General features: G+C 42.7%; 15 protein-coding genes and 7 tRNA genes. 3 read left to right on the top strand and 19 right to left on the bottom strand.

Annotated features, from left to right (window positions below; all coding sequences use genetic code 11):
* Nucleotides 1-10 precede the first annotated feature (10 nt).
* From I4V44_RS06210 to I4V44_RS06200, 3 genes are all read left to right on the top strand, one after another.
* Complete coding sequence (locus tag I4V44_RS06210) at nt 11-1,294, top strand: amidohydrolase family protein (RefSeq protein WP_196002493.1); 1,284 nt, start codon at nt 11-13, stop codon at nt 1,292-1,294.
* Nucleotides 1,295-1,456: 162 nt separating this feature from the next.
* Nucleotides 1,457-2,833, top strand: a complete 1,377-nt coding sequence (locus I4V44_RS06205) for an NCS2 family permease (RefSeq protein WP_022380052.1) — start codon at nt 1,457-1,459, stop codon at nt 2,831-2,833.
* Nucleotides 2,834-3,147: 314 nt separating this feature from the next.
* Nucleotides 3,148-4,074 (top strand): DMT family transporter, encoded by a 927-nt coding sequence (locus tag I4V44_RS06200; RefSeq protein ID WP_062807477.1) that lies wholly within the window; start codon nt 3,148-3,150, stop codon nt 4,072-4,074.
* Nucleotides 4,075-4,390: 316 nt separating this feature from the next.
* On the opposite strand, the gene I4V44_RS06195 is transcribed toward I4V44_RS06200, so the two are convergent.
* The 19 genes from I4V44_RS06195 to I4V44_RS06105 all read right to left on the bottom strand — a co-directional run bounded on the left by I4V44_RS06195 (nt 4,391) and on the right by I4V44_RS06105 (nt 16,438).
* The gene (locus I4V44_RS06195; protein ID WP_196002492.1) at nt 4,391-4,771 is read right to left on the bottom strand and encodes a metal-dependent transcriptional regulator; all 381 of its coding nucleotides are present in this window, start codon (nt 4,769-4,771) and stop codon (nt 4,391-4,393) included.
* 433 nt (nt 4,772-5,204) lie between these two features.
* Nucleotides 5,205-5,909 carry a purine-nucleoside phosphorylase gene (gene deoD, locus I4V44_RS06190; protein ID WP_022380050.1) on the bottom strand — a complete coding sequence of 235 codons (705 nt, stop codon included), beginning with the start codon at nt 5,907-5,909 and terminating at the stop codon, nt 5,205-5,207.
* 38 nt (nt 5,910-5,947) lie between these two features.
* Entirely contained in the window at nt 5,948-6,712 is a 765-nt protein-coding gene (locus I4V44_RS06185) for a hypothetical protein (RefSeq protein WP_118569039.1), read from the bottom strand.
* A 98-nt stretch (nt 6,713-6,810) separates the two neighbouring features.
* Nucleotides 6,811-6,891, bottom strand: a tRNA-Leu gene (locus I4V44_RS06180).
* A 97-nt stretch (nt 6,892-6,988) separates the two neighbouring features.
* Nucleotides 6,989-7,061, bottom strand: a tRNA-Lys gene (locus tag I4V44_RS06175).
* A 9-nt stretch (nt 7,062-7,070) separates the two neighbouring features.
* A tRNA-Gln gene (locus tag I4V44_RS06170) sits at nt 7,071-7,142 on the bottom strand.
* 9 nt (nt 7,143-7,151) lie between these two features.
* Nucleotides 7,152-7,225, bottom strand: a tRNA-His gene (locus tag I4V44_RS06165).
* 5 nt (nt 7,226-7,230) lie between these two features.
* Nucleotides 7,231-7,304, bottom strand: a tRNA-Arg gene (locus tag I4V44_RS06160).
* 21 nt (nt 7,305-7,325) lie between these two features.
* A tRNA-Gly gene (locus tag I4V44_RS06155) sits at nt 7,326-7,396 on the bottom strand.
* Nucleotides 7,397-7,431: 35 nt separating this feature from the next.
* Nucleotides 7,432-7,506, bottom strand: a tRNA-Pro gene (locus tag I4V44_RS06150).
* 442 nt (nt 7,507-7,948) lie between these two features.
* Nucleotides 7,949-8,428: a metallophosphoesterase family protein gene (locus I4V44_RS06145; RefSeq protein WP_055053061.1), complete on the bottom strand. Its 480-nt coding sequence runs from the start codon at nt 8,426-8,428 to the stop codon at nt 7,949-7,951.
* A complete protein-coding gene (locus I4V44_RS06140; RefSeq protein WP_196002491.1) occupies nt 8,425-9,009 on the bottom strand; it encodes an XTP/dITP diphosphatase in 585 nt (194 codons plus the stop codon). The genes I4V44_RS06145 and I4V44_RS06140 overlap by 4 nt, the downstream gene beginning before the upstream one ends.
* A gap of 50 nt (nt 9,010-9,059) precedes the next feature.
* The gene (locus tag I4V44_RS06135; protein ID WP_008706223.1) at nt 9,060-10,211 is read right to left on the bottom strand and encodes a THUMP domain-containing class I SAM-dependent RNA methyltransferase; all 1,152 of its coding nucleotides are present in this window, start codon (nt 10,209-10,211) and stop codon (nt 9,060-9,062) included.
* A gap of 33 nt (nt 10,212-10,244) precedes the next feature.
* The gene (gene yfcE, locus I4V44_RS06130; protein WP_055053062.1) at nt 10,245-10,787 is read right to left on the bottom strand and encodes a phosphodiesterase; all 543 of its coding nucleotides are present in this window, start codon (nt 10,785-10,787) and stop codon (nt 10,245-10,247) included.
* 100 nt (nt 10,788-10,887) lie between these two features.
* The gene (locus I4V44_RS06125; protein WP_025581338.1) at nt 10,888-11,199 is read right to left on the bottom strand and encodes a rhodanese-like domain-containing protein; all 312 of its coding nucleotides are present in this window, start codon (nt 11,197-11,199) and stop codon (nt 10,888-10,890) included.
* Nucleotides 11,200-11,324: 125 nt separating this feature from the next.
* Nucleotides 11,325-11,522, bottom strand: coding sequence for a hypothetical protein (locus I4V44_RS06120; RefSeq protein WP_022379894.1), 198 nt, complete (start codon nt 11,520-11,522; stop codon nt 11,325-11,327).
* Between the two features lie 444 nt (nt 11,523-11,966).
* Nucleotides 11,967-13,571: a xylulokinase gene (locus I4V44_RS06115; protein ID WP_055053063.1), complete on the bottom strand. Its 1,605-nt coding sequence runs from the start codon at nt 13,569-13,571 to the stop codon at nt 11,967-11,969.
* A gap of 226 nt (nt 13,572-13,797) precedes the next feature.
* Nucleotides 13,798-15,297, bottom strand: coding sequence for an L-arabinose isomerase (gene araA, locus I4V44_RS06110; RefSeq protein ID WP_008708151.1), 1,500 nt, complete (start codon nt 15,295-15,297; stop codon nt 13,798-13,800).
* Nucleotides 15,298-15,346: 49 nt separating this feature from the next.
* Complete coding sequence (locus I4V44_RS06105) at nt 15,347-16,438, bottom strand: GntR family transcriptional regulator (RefSeq protein ID WP_008708150.1); 1,092 nt, start codon at nt 16,436-16,438, stop codon at nt 15,347-15,349.
* Nucleotides 16,439-16,557 lie beyond the last annotated feature (119 nt).

Genomic DNA, 16,557 nt, shown 5'->3' with positions numbered 1-16,557 from the left:
AAAAGGAGGTATGGTTATGAACGAACGGACTTTTGTTTTAAAGGGAACAATTTGCTACAGTAATTCTCTGACAGAACTTTCCATCACTGAAAATGGATATTTAGTATGTGAAGATGGGCGATGTGCAGGGGTGTTTGATGAGCTTCCTGAGAAATTTGCAGGAATCTCATGTACAGATTTTGGCGATGAGCTGATCATTCCGGGACTGACTGATCTGCATCTTCATGCTCCGCAGTATACGTTTCGTGCCTCGGGTATGGATCTTGAACTGCTGGACTGGCTGAATACTTATACTTTTCCGCAGGAAGCACGTTATGAAGATACAGAGTTTGCAAAAGAGGCTTATTCTATTTTCACTGAGGATATGAAGAAGAGCCCGAATACAAGAGCATGTATTTTCGGAACTCTGCATGTCCCTGCTACCGAGATCCTGATGGAACAGCTGGATAAAACCGGAATAAAGGCTATGGTCGGCAAGGTAAATATGGACCGTAATGGTTCTCCGCAGTTGCAGGAAGAGAGTGCTCAGGCTTCTGCTGATGCTACGGTTCAGTGGATTAAGGATACGCTTGATAAATTTGAAAATGTAAAGCCAATCCTTACTCCGAGATTTACTCCGTCCTGTTCTGATGCACTGATGGAGAAGCTTTCGGAGATTCAGAAAAAGTATCACCTGCCGATGCAGTCTCACCTTTCTGAGAATTTCGGTGAAATTGCCTGGGTGAAGGAGCTTTGCCCGAATACACATTTTTATGGAGAAGCATATAGCCAGTTTGATCTTTTCGGCGGTGACTGTCCGACGATCATGGCTCATTGTGTTCATTCTTCGGATGAAGAAATTGCCCTTATGAAAAAGCAGGGCGTTTATATTGCTCATTGTCCGCAGTCTAACACAAATCTCGCCTCAGGTATCTCTCCTATGAGACGTTATCTGGACGAAGGTTTACACATCGGACTGGGATCTGACATTGCAGGTGGAACTTCCGTTTCTATTCTGCGTGCTATGGCTGATGCTATTCAGGTTTCCAAGCTGTACTGGCGGTTGGTTGATTCTTCCATGAAGCCGCTTACTGTTGAAGAGGCCTTTTATATGGGAACAGAAGGAGGCGGTTCCTTCTTTGGAAAGGTTGGAAGCTTTAAGGAGGGGTATGAATTTGATGCGGTTGTGCTTAATGACAGCACTATTCCAACTCCACTGAAGCTCTCTCCGAGGGACAGACTTGAAAGACTGATCTACCTTTCCGATGACCGTAATATTACCGCTAAATATGTAGCCGGAAGAAAGATTCTGTAACTGCAGGAAATACAGATTCTGATGGTGTTTTTCCGGCATATCGTTAACAAAACGATATGCCGGGACGATTGATTCCAGGAGTTTCACCCTGTTTTTTCGGGATGATTATCTGAGGCACCACAAAACGGCCGGCAATTTTTAAAATCAAAAGGGGGAAAGATTATGAATCTTGACAAATTATTCCATCTCAAAGAGAACCACACAGATGTAAAGACCGAAGTTATGGCAGGTATTACCACATTCATGACAATGGCATACATTCTGGCTGTAAACCCAAACATTCTGGAAGCATCCGGCATGGACAGAGGAGCTGTTTTTACAGCGACCGCACTGTCATCCTTTATTGCCACCTGTCTGATGGCTGCGCTTTCTAATTATCCATTCGTTCTTGCACCTGGCATGGGCCTGAATGCCTACTTTGCCTACACTGTTGTTCTTGGCATGGGTTACAGCTGGCAGCAGGCACTGGCAGCTGTATTTGTAGAGGGTATTATTTTTATCCTGTTATCTCTGACCAATGTGCGTGAGGCAATTTTCAATGCGATCCCAATGAACCTGAAACATGCAGTATCTGTTGGTATCGGACTGTTTATTGCTTTCATCGGACTGCAGAATGCTAAGATCGTAGTTAACAACGACTCCACTCTGGTAAGTGTATTTTCCTTTAAATCCTCCGTTTCCGGCGGAACCTTCAATACAGAAGGAATTACAGTTCTTCTGGCGCTGATTGGACTTCTCATCACCGCCATCCTTCTTGTTAAGAGTGTAAAAGGAAACATTCTCTGGGGTATCCTGATCACATGGGGACTTGGCATTATCTGTCAGTTGACAGGACTTTACAAACCTGATCCTGCAGCCGGCTGGTTCAGCCTCCTGCCTGATTTTTCAAACGGAATCTCCATTCCAAGCATGGCTCCCACATTTATGAAAATGGACTTCTCCATTGTCTTCACACTTGATTTCGTAGTCATTATGTTTGCATTCCTGTTTGTAGATATGTTCGATACACTTGGAACACTGATCGGTGTTGCTTCCAAAGCTGATATGCTTGACAAAGAAGGCAAACTTCCAAACATCAAAGGTGCTCTTCTTTCTGACGCAGTAGGAACTACAGTAGGTGCTATGTGTGGTACTTCCACAGTTACTACTTTCGTAGAGAGTGCTTCCGGTGTTGCTGAAGGCGGACGTACAGGACTTACTTCCCTGATAGCAGCCATCCTCTTCGGATTATCACTGCTGTTATCCCCGATTTTCCTGGCAATCCCGTCCTTTGCCACAGCACCGGCTCTGATCATCGTTGGATTCCTGATGCTCACATCAGTAACCAAGATTGATTTCAACGACCTGACGGAAGCCATCCCAGCATTTATCGCGATCATCGCAATGCCATTCCTGTACAGCATTTCTGAAGGTATCTCCATGGGTGTTATCTCCTATGTGATCATCAACGTTGTTACAGGTAAAGCTAAGGAAAAGAAAATCAGCGTACTGATGTATGTACTGGCTGTATTGTTTATTTTGAAATATATCTTTATCTGATATAAATATCAGATACACATTTACAAAAAGAAGTCTCCTGCAGAGGCTTCTTTTTATTTCTACAATCTTCTTTCTCTTTTTACATTTATGATGTATAATTATGAAAGTGTTTCTTCATTTTCAGATCAATAAGGCACTGGCACTCTTAAAATATATTTGAAACATTTTATAACTATGAGGGCACTGAACAGTTACAAAATTTCAGTGCTTCTGTCCACACTGAATGAATAAATATTTTGTTTTATCCACATTTTATACATTCTATTTACACATTAATATAAGGAAGGATTACACACATCATGCAAAAACAACAGATTCCATTAAAAAATTCCCTGCTCCTGCTTCTCGCAGCGATCATCTGGGGTATCGCTTTTGTAGCTCAAAGCGTAGGAATGAAATACGTAGGAGGCTTTACTTTTAATGCCGTCCGTTCCCTTATCGGAGCAGTCGTTCTGATTCCACTGATTTTTATTCTGAAAAAGAGAAACTCTCCTTCAGATTCTGCTTCCAAAGCATCTGGCAGATCTGACACCTCAAGTAATACTGTATCCAATATGCAGGAGAAAAAAACTCTGATTATCGGCGGTATCGCCTGCGGTATCTGCCTCTGTCTGGCAAGCAATTTCCAACAGTTTGGCATCAAGTATACAACCGTCGGAAAAGCCGGCTTTATCACTGCCTGTTATATTGTGATCGTCCCTGTCATCGGACTGTTCCTTGGCAAAAAATGCACGAAATTTATCTGGGCTGCCGTTGCAATGGCTCTGATCGGACTTTATCTCCTGTGCATCACAGATGGATTTTCCATTGGAAAGGGAGATCTGCTCGTACTGGTATGCGCTTTTCTTTTTTCGTTGCACATACTGGTCATCGACTACTTTTCTCCGAAAGTAGACGGAGTAAAGCTCTCCTGTATTCAGTTCCTGACATGTGGAGTTCTTTCCGGCATTCCCGCTCTGCTCCTTGAGCATCCGGAACTCTCATCCATCCTGGCAGCATGGCAGCCAATCCTCTACGCAGGTGTTATGTCATGCGGAGTAGCTTACACCTTGCAGATTATCGGTCAGAAAAACATGAACCCAACTGTAGCATCCCTGATACTCAGCCTGGAATCCTGCATCTCTGTCCTAGCCGGATGGATCATCCTCAGACAGCAACTGAGTACTAAAGAAATCCTTGGATGTGTCATCATGTTTGCCGCTATCATCCTTGCACAGCTTCCACAGAAGCAGACAGAATAATATGTAGAGTAGGTCAGAGGGTCTATTCCCTCTTTCCTCTCATCAAACTGCATGTGAATTTCTCCTTCATACGACTATACAGCTTTCCAGCATTCTTCTTTCTACAGCATTGTACCACACCACCATTCGTTGTAAGCCTTTTTTCGCAATCCTTATTCTGCTCCATGGATATTTCAAACAGAAGATGGAAAAGAAAAAGTTATTGCTATAGACGGGCATGGAAGCTATGTAACAGAAATAGTAGATGACTAACTTTAAAAAATAAACTCCCCACTTCGTCAGAAATTCATCCGACGGGGGGAGTTTATTTTATCCGCTATTCAACTTCCCCAATCACCTTGTGGAAGTGCTCCTTTATCCTAGTAAAACTCTCATCGCTCAGGTCATGCTCTAACTTACACGCATCTTCTTTTGCAACTTCCGGGCTTACGCCGAGATGTTCCAGCATCTTACTCAACACTGTATGGCGTTCATAAATATGCGTTGCAATCTGAGCCCCTTTATCCAGAAGCGTCACCGTACCATAACGATCCATCGCGATATAGCCATCCTCACGTAACAGTTTCATCGCATGACTTACACTCGGTTTCGATACCCCAAGCATCGTTGCAATATCAATAGAACGAACTCCGCCCCCCTGTTTTGACAATACCAGGATTGCCTCCAAATAATCCTCCGCTGATTTTCTGATCTGCATTCAAAATACCTCCCATATTGTTTTGATATTAACACAATATGGAAAATTTTTCAATCGCTCTTCTTGAGAACAGTCGTCATTAACTGTTACTGCTCACTCCGTTCTCAGTAACGTAGCCAAAATTTTATTCATTCCATATGAAAAAACAGCGTCGAAAAATATTTCATTTCATGTGCATTTGCAGGATACTTAGATATTCTTAGCCGCCAAAAATCTGCGTTATGAGCCATCAAGGACACTGTCTGAGCGAAGCGAGTTTGTCCTTGATGGCTCATGCTTTTAGCAGATTTTTGACGGCTTAGAATATCTTAGTGTCCGAAACCGCACATGAAATGAAATATTTTTTGACGCGTCCCTACTGAATTAAAAAAAAGCCCTCTGACCAGTATTCCCACATACCAGCCAAAGAGCCTTTTTATACCGGGATTATCCTTTAAATTCCTAAAGCAATCTCCATCATCCTGTTAAACGAAGTCTGCCTGGCCTCCGCAGAAATTGCCTCATCCCTGAAAACATGATCCGAAATCGTAAGAATCCCCAATGCCTCCTTACCGGCTCTCGCAGCATTCATAAACAGCGCCGCACACTCCATCTCCACACAGAGAACCCCCATCTTTCTCCATGCCTTCGAACTCTCCGGATTATCTCCATAGAACGCATCCGAAGATACAACAGAACCCACGCGAACCGGTGTACCCTGCTCCTTCGCGACCTCTACAGCCCTTGCAACCAGTTCATAACTTGCTGTAGGAGCAAAAGTCCCCGGCAGCTGATACTGGCTTGCATAATTTGAATCCGTACATGCACTCATAGCGATCACAACGTCCATTACGCTTACATCATCCTGCAGCGCACCTGCAGAACCTATACGAATGATCTTCTCTACATCATAAAAATTATAAAGCTCATAACTGTAAATACCCATAGATGGCATCCCCATACCGCTGCCCATGACAGATATCTGCTCACCCTTATAAGTTCCGGTATAACCAAACATATTTCTCACTGTGTTAAAACATACCGGATTCTCCAGATATGTCTCCGCAATATACTTCGCACGCAGCGGATCTCCCGGCATCAGAACCTTCTTTGCAATATCACCTTTCTTTGCACTGTTGTGTGGTGTTGGAATACTCATAATCACCCTCTCCTTTCCCGTAATGCTACATCACTGCATTATTTATCATCACCTGTAAGCCGCAGCACATCCCTGATCTCTTCTTCATCCATATCAAGAATGATCGCCAGCTCCTCTACACTGAACTTTGAACTTTCATCCTCTTCATCCTCTGTAAGTTCCCGGACTGCCGCTTCCAGCTTCTCCACCTTTGCTACCAGATAGTCATCCTCAAATTTCCTCTGTGTCTGCTCCTCGATAGCATGGCGGATCCCACACCGGATACGTCCAAGCAGCCATTTCTCATCTTTCTCTTCCGGTTCTTCCTCTCCCAGAGCCATTAGAAGGCTTATATTTGCCTCCTGAATCAGATCAGCGATAAAAATCTCCTCACAGTTCATTTCAACCGCCATTTCGGCTGCTGCATGCAGATACTTCTGTGACAGCTCTGCCTGTGCCAGAGCATCTCCCTTTGAAAGCAGTTCAAAAAGTTCTTCCGCACTTCTCTCTCCCTGCTCCTGTTCTTCAAGACCTTCCAGATATTCTTTCAGATACGCCTCTTCCTCTGCTGTCAGAGGAACTTTTTCTTCTTTTTCTTCGGATACTTCTTCCGGTCCGGCCTGAGATGCTGCTGAGATCTCCTCCGCACCTTCAATGGAAATACCTTTTAATTTTAAATACTGTAATATCTTGATCAGCTGTGACTTATCCAGGTCAAGTTCGCCAAAGCATTCCTTTATCTGTTCCGGTTTCAATACTTTGCCATTCTTCTCTCCAAGTTCACATACTTCTGTAAGTTTCTGCTGAAATTTCTGTATATCCATAGTCAAAATCTCCCTGTCCTGTTTATAACTTAACTATACAACAAAAAACCATGTCTGTAAAACAAAAAAGCACCGTTTTAACCGGTACTTTTTCTGAATGCGGATAACAGGACTTGAACCTGCACGGGAAGCCCACTGGTACCTAAAACCAGCGCGTCTGCCAATTCCGCCATATCCGCATTTTCTCATATTTTCAGAGTGTATCCGAAAAATCATTCTCACACTCTGCAAAAGCAATAAAATAGCGGAAACCTCACAAAAGATTTCCGCTATTAATGAAGCATCGGGGATTCGAACCCCGGACAACTTGATTAAAAGTCAAGTGCTCTACCAACTGAGCTAATGCTCCATATTAAGACTGGGCTAGCTGGATTCGAACCAGCGAATGCAGCAGTCAAAGTGCTGTGCCTTACCGCTTGGCGATAGCCCAAAGGCGAAGGGTGGATACAGGGATTCGAACCCTGGGCCTCCAGAGCCACAATCTGGCGCGCTAACCAACTGCGCTATACCCACCACAGCGTGCCTGAAGGGATTCGAACCCCCGACCCACGGCTTAGAAGGCCGTTGCTCTATCCAGCTGAGCTACAGACACATCTCTCTGTACATACAGAGAAGCGGGTGATGGGAATCGAACCCACGTATCTAGCTTGGAAGGCTAGTGTTCTACCATTGAACTACACCCGCATTTCGCTGAAACGGTAATGTTGTTGTTACAGCAGTCGGGGTGACAGGATTCGAACCTGCGGCCTCCTGGTCCCAAACCAGGCGCTCTAGCCAAGCTGAGCCACACCCCGCTGTTTTTCTTTATTTATTTGTGCTTCGTTGTCCGACGCAAGACATATTATATGTTAAGCGACCCCAAATGTCAACACCTTTTTTCAATTTTTTTTGATTTTTTTTAAAAAAGTGATTTTTTATCCCTCAAAAAGTCCCTGAAACCCGCTAAATACAAGGCTTTGCGGGCTTTTCACTTTTTTCAAAAAAATCGTTTTTTTTGTTCGCAAAAAGGGATTTTTTACTGGTTTTTGAGATTTTTTTTAAAAAGATATTTTTTTCATACAATAAAAAAATCTTAACTTTTTTTATTTTTTCTTCTATTCTTTTACTGTCACGTATCTGTAAAAAGAGGTATTGCCGTTATCCGATCAACAATACCTCAAAAATATACAGTCAGATGAGTCAGGCGGATATTCGCAACCTCCGCAAGTAACTTACCTGATTCAGTTAAATAATTTTTCAGAGGTATCTGATCTCGACCTGAGGATCTTTTCCCTCTTCTATCTGCATAACTGCATAGCTTGGCCTGCGGCCTCTCTGACGCGGGTAGGTAAGACTGCCGGGATTAATTACCAGAATCCCATCCTCATTCTCGATCACAGGCATGTGAGTATGACCATACATTGCAATCTTACATCCCTTAGCCTGCGCATTCTCAACAAGTTTATCATAATCCCGGGACACAAAATAGTGATGTCCATGTGTAACCAGTATCTTATGTCCCTCCAGGGTAACTTCTTCATCATAGGGAAGATCTGTAAAAAAGTCATTATTTCCTGCGACAATCGTACATGGGCACTCTGCCAGTGCCTCAATGAAAATCTCTCTGCCTTCCACATCCCCGCAGTGGATCAGATAATCAAAGGGAGCTTCTCTGAGCACTGTCTCTTCCAGATTCTCATCCTGTCCATGAGTATCGCTGACGATCAGTACCTTCATTTCAGTTCATCCTTTATGGCACGTAATGCTTTTCCCCTGTGGCTGATCTTATTTTTCTCTTCGCCGGAAAGCTCTGCAGAAGTACATCCATATTCCGGCAGGTAGAAGATCGGATCATAGCCGAAGCCGTTCTCTCCCTTCTCCTCATAGCCTATACGGCCTTCCATTGTTCCACGCACTGTTTTTACACTTCCATCCGGAAAAGCCGCTGCAACGGCGCATACGAACCTTGCAGTACGCTTCTCGTCCGGAACTCCGTTCAGTCTCTCTATCAGACTTGCATTTTTGATATGATATGAGGTATCTTCTCCCATATAACGGGCAGAATAAATGCCCGGCTCTTTATTCAGATAGTCAATCTCCAGACCGGAATCATCTGCCAGAGTGATCTCCCCTGTCAGTTCACAGATTGTCTTCGCCTTGATCACAGCATTTTCCTCAAAAGTAGAACCATCCTCTACAATATCTGCATGGATTCCCGCTTCTTTCATAGAAACAACCTCTGCATCTATATCTGCAAGGATCTCGCAGATTTCTCTCATTTTATCCTGATTTCCGGTAGCAAAAATTATTTTTTTCATAATCCTTTGTATCCTCTTTTTATTTTGATTTTTCGCAATTACAGAAGCACTCAGCTACGGTTTTTCTTCGGTGGGCGCGGCCCAAGGAACTGATAGTAATAGGTCTTAAGCATACCATTATAGATCTTACGGTTTTTATCTGCTTTTCGCCCGATATCGTTCTCCGCTTTCTCATAAGATGTGATCAGATACATGGACCACTTGTCAAGCCTTTCATAGCTTTCCCCGATTTCACGATAAAGCTGAGTTAAATTCTCTTTTTCTTCCAGTCGTTCCCCATAAGGAGGGTTTGTGATGATGAATCCATATGGTTTGGGATGGCGGAGATCTTTTACCGCTCTCTGCTGGAAATGGATCAGCTTGTCCACACCTGCCATTTTTGCATTAGCTCTGGCAGCCTTCAACGCCTCAGGATCAATGTCAAAGCCCTGGATATCTGTTTCAATATTAAGATTTATCCTGTCCTGTGCCTCTTCATTTGCATCATACCAGCATTTTCTCGGAACCAGATGCTTCCATTCCTCAGCAAGGAAGGAACGGTTCATGCCGGGTGCAATATCTGCTGCCATCATTGCTGCTTCAATAGGAAAGGTACCGCTTCCGCAGAAAGGATCTACCAGAATCCTGTCTTTATTCCATGGCGTAAGCATGATCAGAGCAGATGCCAGTGTTTCTGTGATCGGAGCTTTCACTGTCATTTTACGATATCCTCTTTTATGCAGAGATACCCCTGAGGTATCAATACCGATCGTGGCCACATCTTTCATAAATGCCACGCGGATAGGAAAGCTTGCCCCATCCTCTTCAAACCAGGACACCCCGTATACGCCCTTCAGACGCTCTACAATGGCTTTTTTCATAATGGACTGGATATCAGACGGGCTAAAGAGCTTACTCTTCACAGAATTGGCCTTGGCAACCCAGAATTTCCCATCCTTGGGAATATAATTTTCCCATGGCAGGGCTTTTGTCTTTTCAAAAAGCTCGTCAAAGGTTTCTGCCTTTACTTCTGCTACTTTCAGCAGGATTCTTTCTGTGGAACGCAGAAAGATATTGGCATCTGCGATTCCCTGTGCATCTGCCTCGAATGTTACTTTTCCATCCTCTACTTTGGTAATCTCATAACCCAGATCAAGGATCTCACGTTTCAGCACAGCTTCCATACCGAAATGACATGGAGCGATCAGTTCAAATTTTTCCATTCTTTATCCTTTCTATATGTAGATGGGACTTCCCTATAATTCTATGCTCTTAACAATATTTCCCTCAAAATCCTTAATTGTAAACACACCGTCCTCAAAGATCGCATATGTAGGCGGGTTTCCTTCTTTTGGAATGGAAACAGAACCCGGGTTGAGAAGTACATAGCCTTCTTTCTGCTCTGCTTTCAGTACATGGGTATGTCCATGGATCAGAATATCTCCTTCCTGGATCGGAGGCAGATTATTTTCATTGTAAATATGCCCATGTGTGGCATAAAAGGTTCTTCCATCCAGGTTCAGAATACAGTAGTCTGCCATAACCGGAAACTGCAGGACCATCTGATCGACCTCAGCTTCACAATTCCCACGTACAGCATAAATTTCTTTCTTCATGTCATTAAGCATGGAAATGACCTGTTTGGGAGCATATTCTCTGGGAAGATCATTTCTCGGGCCATGATAGAGCAGATCGCCCAGCAGTACCAGGCGTTCTGCCTTTTCTTCTTTATAGGCATCCAGCATTTTTCTGCAGTAGTATGCAGAACCATGGACATCTGATGCAAACATATATTTCATAGTTTTGTGTCTCCTCTTTTATTGGTATGCCGACAGATTGATTTCTGAAATAACCTGAAGATATACCGGTTCGTATTTTTTCTCTTACACCTTATCATGCTTATGGCGAAATTACAAGATTTCTTCCCCGATATGCTCCAAAACCGCCTATAACAGACCTGGTACAGTACCCAAGCTTTGCAAGCTGCCTTGCAAGCAGAAGGCTTGCCCCGCCCCTGTCGCAGTACAGAACCAGTATTTTCCCTTTTGGAAAGGCTGTATATCCGTCTATTTCTCCATATGGCATGTTTACGGCTCCTTTTACATGACTGTGCATATAGGACTCTTTTTCTCTCAGATCTATAATCAACGTGTCCCTTCGGCCCACATAATAATCCAGCATTTTTGCAGAAATCGTTTCCACCGGAAACATGGCAGACTCCTTTTTGTTATATCATATGATATCAGGGACAGATATGCCACTGCCTGACAAAAAACAGCCGACACATAAATTGGCTCACAGCAGATCAGGAGGGGCATTTCCCCCTCCTGATCCAATCAATATCTGTCTTCTTCTGAGCTGTAAGACTGGGAAGTTTTATTTTTTGCTTTACTTCTACAATCTGTCTCGTTTTTGCTTTTCACACTGTTTTTTGCATTACCAGCATGGTTCATTTCATTACCATAGCTGTTCTTATCTGAAGTTCCTGTGTAATTTCTGCTGTTTTTACTCTCAGATTCATAGTTTTTTGCCATTATTATTTTCCTCCTGATGAGATTTATCTGCCCGGATCTCCTGATACTCTGCAAAATCCGGTTTTTTTCTTCCACACTTCATCGCTGAAAGTGCTTCACATTGACTATTATCCCAAAAACCGGGGGGAATATTCATCAAAATATGTTGCTTTTTTCACCAAGCTATATTATAATCATAGCTGTAAAAAGAATTTACCCTTCAAAAATTTTTTTTACATAAACCCCTTATTTAATTATTTATACTCCCCTTGAAAGTCCCGGCAGCTCCCCTGCCGGGGCTTTCTCTTTGTATTTATTCGGCTGCGAATCACTTGATAACAATTTCAGAAAAACTGCAAAAAACAGCATCGCCGGTCTCATGATCTGCGATGCTGCTCTGTTTTTTATATTCTTCTTTTCCTATTCATTTTCATATGCGCCGGCAAACAGTTTGTTTCTCAACATTTACCAGATTTCAGACTCTACTGCTGCTCTTTCAATAGAAAGACCTTTCATATAGCTGTCCATAAATGCATTGAATCCAGCCACACCTTCCGGTTTTGGATCCAGTGTGCTGCTTTCCTGATCTGCAAACACTTTATTATCAAGGAAGCTTTCCAGAGTCTCACCTTCTTCTTTATTTACCAGATAAGAAGCAAGAAGTGCGATTCCCCAGGCTCCGCCCTCACCTGCAGTAGCCATTACAGATACCGGTGCATTGACAGCATCTGCCAGAATCTGCTGTCCTACGCCTTTTGTCTTGAATAATCCTCCATGACCAAGAAGACGGTCTACTTTTACATTTTCTTTCTCAAACAGAAGGTTCAGACCTACTCTCATGGCTCCAAGGCATGTATACAGATTAGTTCTCATAAAGTTTGCAAGGTTAAATTTGCTTTCAGGAGAACGTACAAATAACGGACGTCCTTCTTCAAAGCCTGTCATATGCTCACCTGAGAAATAACAGTAGGACAAAAGTCCGCCACAGTCCGGATCTCCTTCAAGTGCTTTATTATAAAGGGTTCCGAACAGTTTGTTCATATCCACTTCCATACCCATAGCTTCTGCAAACTCTTTAAATATATTTACCCATGCATTCAGGTCAGAAGTACAGTTGTTGGAATGAGCCATAGCTACCAGATGTCCAGACGGAGTGGTAACCATATCAATTTCTTTATAAGGTCTGGAAAGCTCTTTTTCCAGAACGATCATGGCAAATACAGAAGTTCCTGCGGAAACATTACCCGTACGTACTGCTACACTGTTTGTGGCAACCATGCCTGTTCCTGCATCACCTTCCGGAGGGCACATCGGGATTCCGGCTTTCAGTTTTCCTGTTACGTCGAGAAGTTTCGCACCTTCTTCTGTAAGAACACCGGCATCTTCACCTGCAACAAGGGCTTTCGGCATAATATCGCGAAGTTTCCATGAGAATCCATAAGGAGCAACCAGTTCATCGAATTTATCAACCATCTCCTGGTTGTAATCTGCCTTTGTGGTATCAATCGGGAACATACCTGCTGCGTCACCGATACCGAGAACTCTCTTTCCTGTCAGTTTCCAGTGGACATAAGCCTCCAGAGTTGTAATATAATCGATATCTTTTACATGTTCCTCGCCATTAAGAATTGCCTGGTACAGATGTGCGATACTCCATCTCTGAGGAATATTGTAATTAAACAGCTCCATCAGCTTTTCACTGGCTTCCCCTGTAATATTATTTCTCCATGTACGGAATGGTACAAGAAGTTCTCCCTCTTTGTTAAATGGCATATATCCATGCATCATGGCGCTGACGCCAAATGCACCTACAGATTCCAGTTCTATGTCATATTTTGCCTTCACATCCCTTGCCATATCCTGATAACAGTCCTGAATGCCTGTCCAGATATCATCAAGGCTATATGTCCAGACACCGTTTTCATAACGATTTTCCCATTCATGACCGCCAGATGCGATTGGCTGATTTTTATCATCTACAAGTACTGCTTTGATCCTGGTAGAACCAAATTCAATACCAAGCGCTGTTTTGTTAGCGAGAATCGCTGCTTTTGCTTCTGCTGCTCCCATTTTTATGTACCTCCCTGTTTCTCTGTTATTTATGATTACAGATCATTCGACAATCTATAATCATATATTGTTTGTACACCAATATTATTGCATTTCTTTTATTGTTTTACCATGGAAATTTTACGGTTTTAACATACTTTTTATTACTTTAAACTTCTCAGGGCTGCCATCCCAGGCAATTAATTTCAGCCTGATATGGCAGCCTCTGTATTAATTACAAAAATTATTATTTTCTGAATGCAAGTTCATTCCATCTCAGTTCATTCTTGAAATCACGAATATTTGTATCTTTATCAATGTAAACAGCTTCAATACCCATAGCTGCTGCCCAGTCACCCATCTGCTCTGCTGTCAGGTCATAGGAGAATGCTGTATGGTGGGCTCCGCCTGCAAGGATCCATGCTTCTGCACCTGTCTTAAGATTTGGCTGTGGTGTCCAGAACGCACTTCCTACAGGAAGCTTCGGCATCGGTTTCTCAACCTTCTTGCATTCCACATCGTTGATGATCAGACGGAAACGGTCTCCAAGATCGATCAGGGATGTTGCAATACCCGGGCCTGTCTTGCTTGTGAATACAAGTCTTGCAGGATCTTCTCTGTCACCCATGGAAAGCGGGCATACTTTAATGCCAATCTTACCATCTGCGACAGACGGGCATACCTCAAGCATATGAGACTGAAGGATTCCTTCTTTTCCAGGTACAAAGTTATATGTATAGTCTTCCATCATGGAAGTTCCTTTTGCATCTTTTACACCAGCTGTCATGATCTTCATCAGACGAACCATTGCAGCTGTCTTCCAGTCGCCTTCTGCACCGAATCCATAGCCTTTTTCCATAAGTCTCTGGATTGCAAGTCCGGGAAGCTGTTTAAGAGCACCCAGATCTCCAAAGTGTGTAACGATTGCCTGATAATTTTTCTCTTCCAGGAATTTCTCAAATCCGATCTCAATCTGAGCCTGAACTGCTACATGACGTTTAAATTCTTCCGGATCTCTTCCCTCAAGAAGAATATCATATTTGCTGTAGTATTCATCTACCAGCGCATCTACATCACCTTTAGCTACATCTTTTACATAATCAGCAATCTCATTTACAGGATAAGCATCAACTTCCCATCCGAATTTAATCTGTGCTTCTACTTTATCACCTTCTGTAACAGCTACGTTTCTCATGTTATCTGCTACACGACATACGCGGATATGACTGCTCTCCATGATACCAACTGCTGTACGCATCCAGGAAGCAAGTCTTTCCTGAACATCTTTATCTGCCCAGTGTCCGACAATAACTTTTCTTTCGATTCCCATTCTTGTAACAATATGACCATATTCACGACCGCCATGAGCAGACTGGTTTTCATTCATAAAATCCATATCAATGGTATCATAAGGAATCTCCTCATTAAACTGTGTATGAAGATGGCAAAGCGGTTTTCTGTATTCTTTCAGACCAAGGATCCATGATTTTGCCGGTGAGAAAGTATGCATCCATGTGATAACACCTGCACAGTCCTCATCTGCATTTGCCTCATTAAATGTTTTACGGATCAGTTCGTTTGTGATCAGTGTTGGTTTCCATACTAATTCAAATGGAAGAACACCGCTCTTGTTTAATTCCTCAACAATGATTCTGGAATGCTCAGCAACTTTTCTTAAGCACTCATCTCCGTAAAGATCCTGTGAACCTGTACAAAACCAGAACTTATAGTTTCTTCCTGTTTTCATGATAAAATTCCTCCTGGATTTATTCTTATTTTTTATTTATTTCATTTGTTTACAATATTTTTCTGCATGATCCCCGTATGATCAGTTCCGGATAAATCAGTCTTTCAACCTTACTTTCTTCTTCAGGAACTCCGTTGATCTTCTCAAGTATAAGCTCTGCTGCCATTTCTCCCAGCTTTTCCTGCGGATGAGCTATCGTTGTGATTCCGCTTCCTCGCTGAGCATACAGTGAATTGTCATAACCGGTAATGGAAATATCATCCGGTATCCTGACTCCCATTTTCTCCAGTTCTTCCATAACCTGAACAGCAATCTGATCATTGTAACAGACGATTCCATCCGGAAGCTGTCCGCTCTGTACCATTTCTTTTGCCATCAGTGCAGGTTTTACTTTCCTGTCCTCTGTATGAAACCAGACAACATCATCAGGATCATAGGCAATCCCTGACTCCTGTAAGGCCTTCACATATCCCTTGTGGCGCTCCAGTCCCTGCATATCGTCTGCCTTAAAGAAACCCTTGATCTTTTTATGTCCCAGTTCCAGCAGATATTTTGTTACAAGATAGCCTCCCTGTGCATCATCCATAAGAATATGAGGTTTATCCCTCATTTCTGAATAGATTCCCTGAATAAACACATACGGAATTTCAAATTTATCCAGATTCTGATAAAGATTTCTGTGTTTACAGATCATCTCACTTTTGCTTGGTTCAATGATCAGTCCATCAATATCTTTCTTCAGAAGTTCCTCCAGACATCTGGCCTCCTTCTGTCTGCTGTTTGCTGTGTTTTTCAGGATAATACTGTAACCGCTTTCTGAAAGGACATTATCCATTCCCTGTATCAGTCTCGGAAAAATATAATCAGAAATATATGTGGTCACTACCGCAATATTCTTTGAATTCTTTATATGGCGCATATTCTCAGAGCAATAAGTACCTCTTCCGTGAAATGCCTCTACATATCCGTCCTGCTCCAGGATTCCCAGTGCTTTACGAACTGTATGTCTACTCAGGGAATATTTCTGTGAAAGCTCGTTTTCTGAAGGAAGCTTCTCTCCCGGTCGGATAGCTCCTGACATAATATCACTTCTGAGCTGTTCCATCAGTGAGAAATATTTCGGCTTTCCATTATCTGTCATGTCTTCTTCCCTCCTGTATTTAGGATACAACTTGTACGCACGTACGAACAAGTTGTTTTTTATGCATAAATTATACAAAATATTGAGAGATTTTTCATTAGTTTTTTCCAAAACACCTC

Source organism: Blautia sp. 1001283B150304_161114_C9 (assembly GCF_015668165.1).
GTDB lineage: Bacteria > Bacillota > Clostridia > Lachnospirales > Lachnospiraceae > Blautia_A > Blautia_A wexlerae.
Note: the sequence above shows the minus strand (reverse complement) of the source record. Positions and strands in the feature narration are given on the sequence as shown.

What these genes read in the sequence shown, in the direction of transcription:
- araA (WP_008708151.1), bottom strand. Translation starts at nt 15,297, where the DNA reads ATGAAAACAGGAAGAAACTATAAGTTCTGGTTTTGTACAGGTTCACAG.
- yfcE (WP_055053062.1), bottom strand. Translation starts at nt 10,787, where the DNA reads ATGAAATATATGTTTGCATCAGATGTCCATGGTTCTGCATACTACTGC.
- I4V44_RS06195 (WP_196002492.1), bottom strand. Translation starts at nt 4,771, where the DNA reads ATGCAGATCAGAAAATCAGCGGAGGATTATTTGGAGGCAATCCTGGTA.
- I4V44_RS06140 (WP_196002491.1), bottom strand. Translation starts at nt 9,009, where the DNA reads ATGAAAAAAATAATTTTTGCTACCGGAAATCAGGATAAAATGAGAGAA.
- I4V44_RS06120 (WP_022379894.1), bottom strand. Translation starts at nt 11,522, where the DNA reads ATGGCAAAAAACTATGAATCTGAGAGTAAAAACAGCAGAAATTACACA.
- I4V44_RS06115 (WP_055053063.1), bottom strand. Translation starts at nt 13,571, where the DNA reads ATGGGAGCAGCAGAAGCAAAAGCAGCGATTCTCGCTAACAAAACAGCG.
- I4V44_RS06135 (WP_008706223.1), bottom strand. Translation starts at nt 10,211, where the DNA reads ATGGAAAAATTTGAACTGATCGCTCCATGTCATTTCGGTATGGAAGCT.
- I4V44_RS06105 (WP_008708150.1), bottom strand. Translation starts at nt 16,438, where the DNA reads ATGACAGATAATGGAAAGCCGAAATATTTCTCACTGATGGAACAGCTC.
- deoD (WP_022380050.1), bottom strand. Translation starts at nt 5,909, where the DNA reads ATGAGTATTCCAACACCACACAACAGTGCAAAGAAAGGTGATATTGCA.
- I4V44_RS06205 (WP_022380052.1), top strand. Translation starts at nt 1,457, where the DNA reads ATGAATCTTGACAAATTATTCCATCTCAAAGAGAACCACACAGATGTA.
- I4V44_RS06125 (WP_025581338.1), bottom strand. Translation starts at nt 11,199, where the DNA reads ATGTTTCCGGTGGAAACGATTTCTGCAAAAATGCTGGATTATTATGTG.
- I4V44_RS06210 (WP_196002493.1), top strand. Translation starts at nt 11, where the DNA reads ATGGTTATGAACGAACGGACTTTTGTTTTAAAGGGAACAATTTGCTAC.
- I4V44_RS06145 (WP_055053061.1), bottom strand. Translation starts at nt 8,428, where the DNA reads ATGAAGGTACTGATCGTCAGCGATACTCATGGACAGGATGAGAATCTG.
- I4V44_RS06185 (WP_118569039.1), bottom strand. Translation starts at nt 6,712, where the DNA reads ATGGATATACAGAAATTTCAGCAGAAACTTACAGAAGTATGTGAACTT.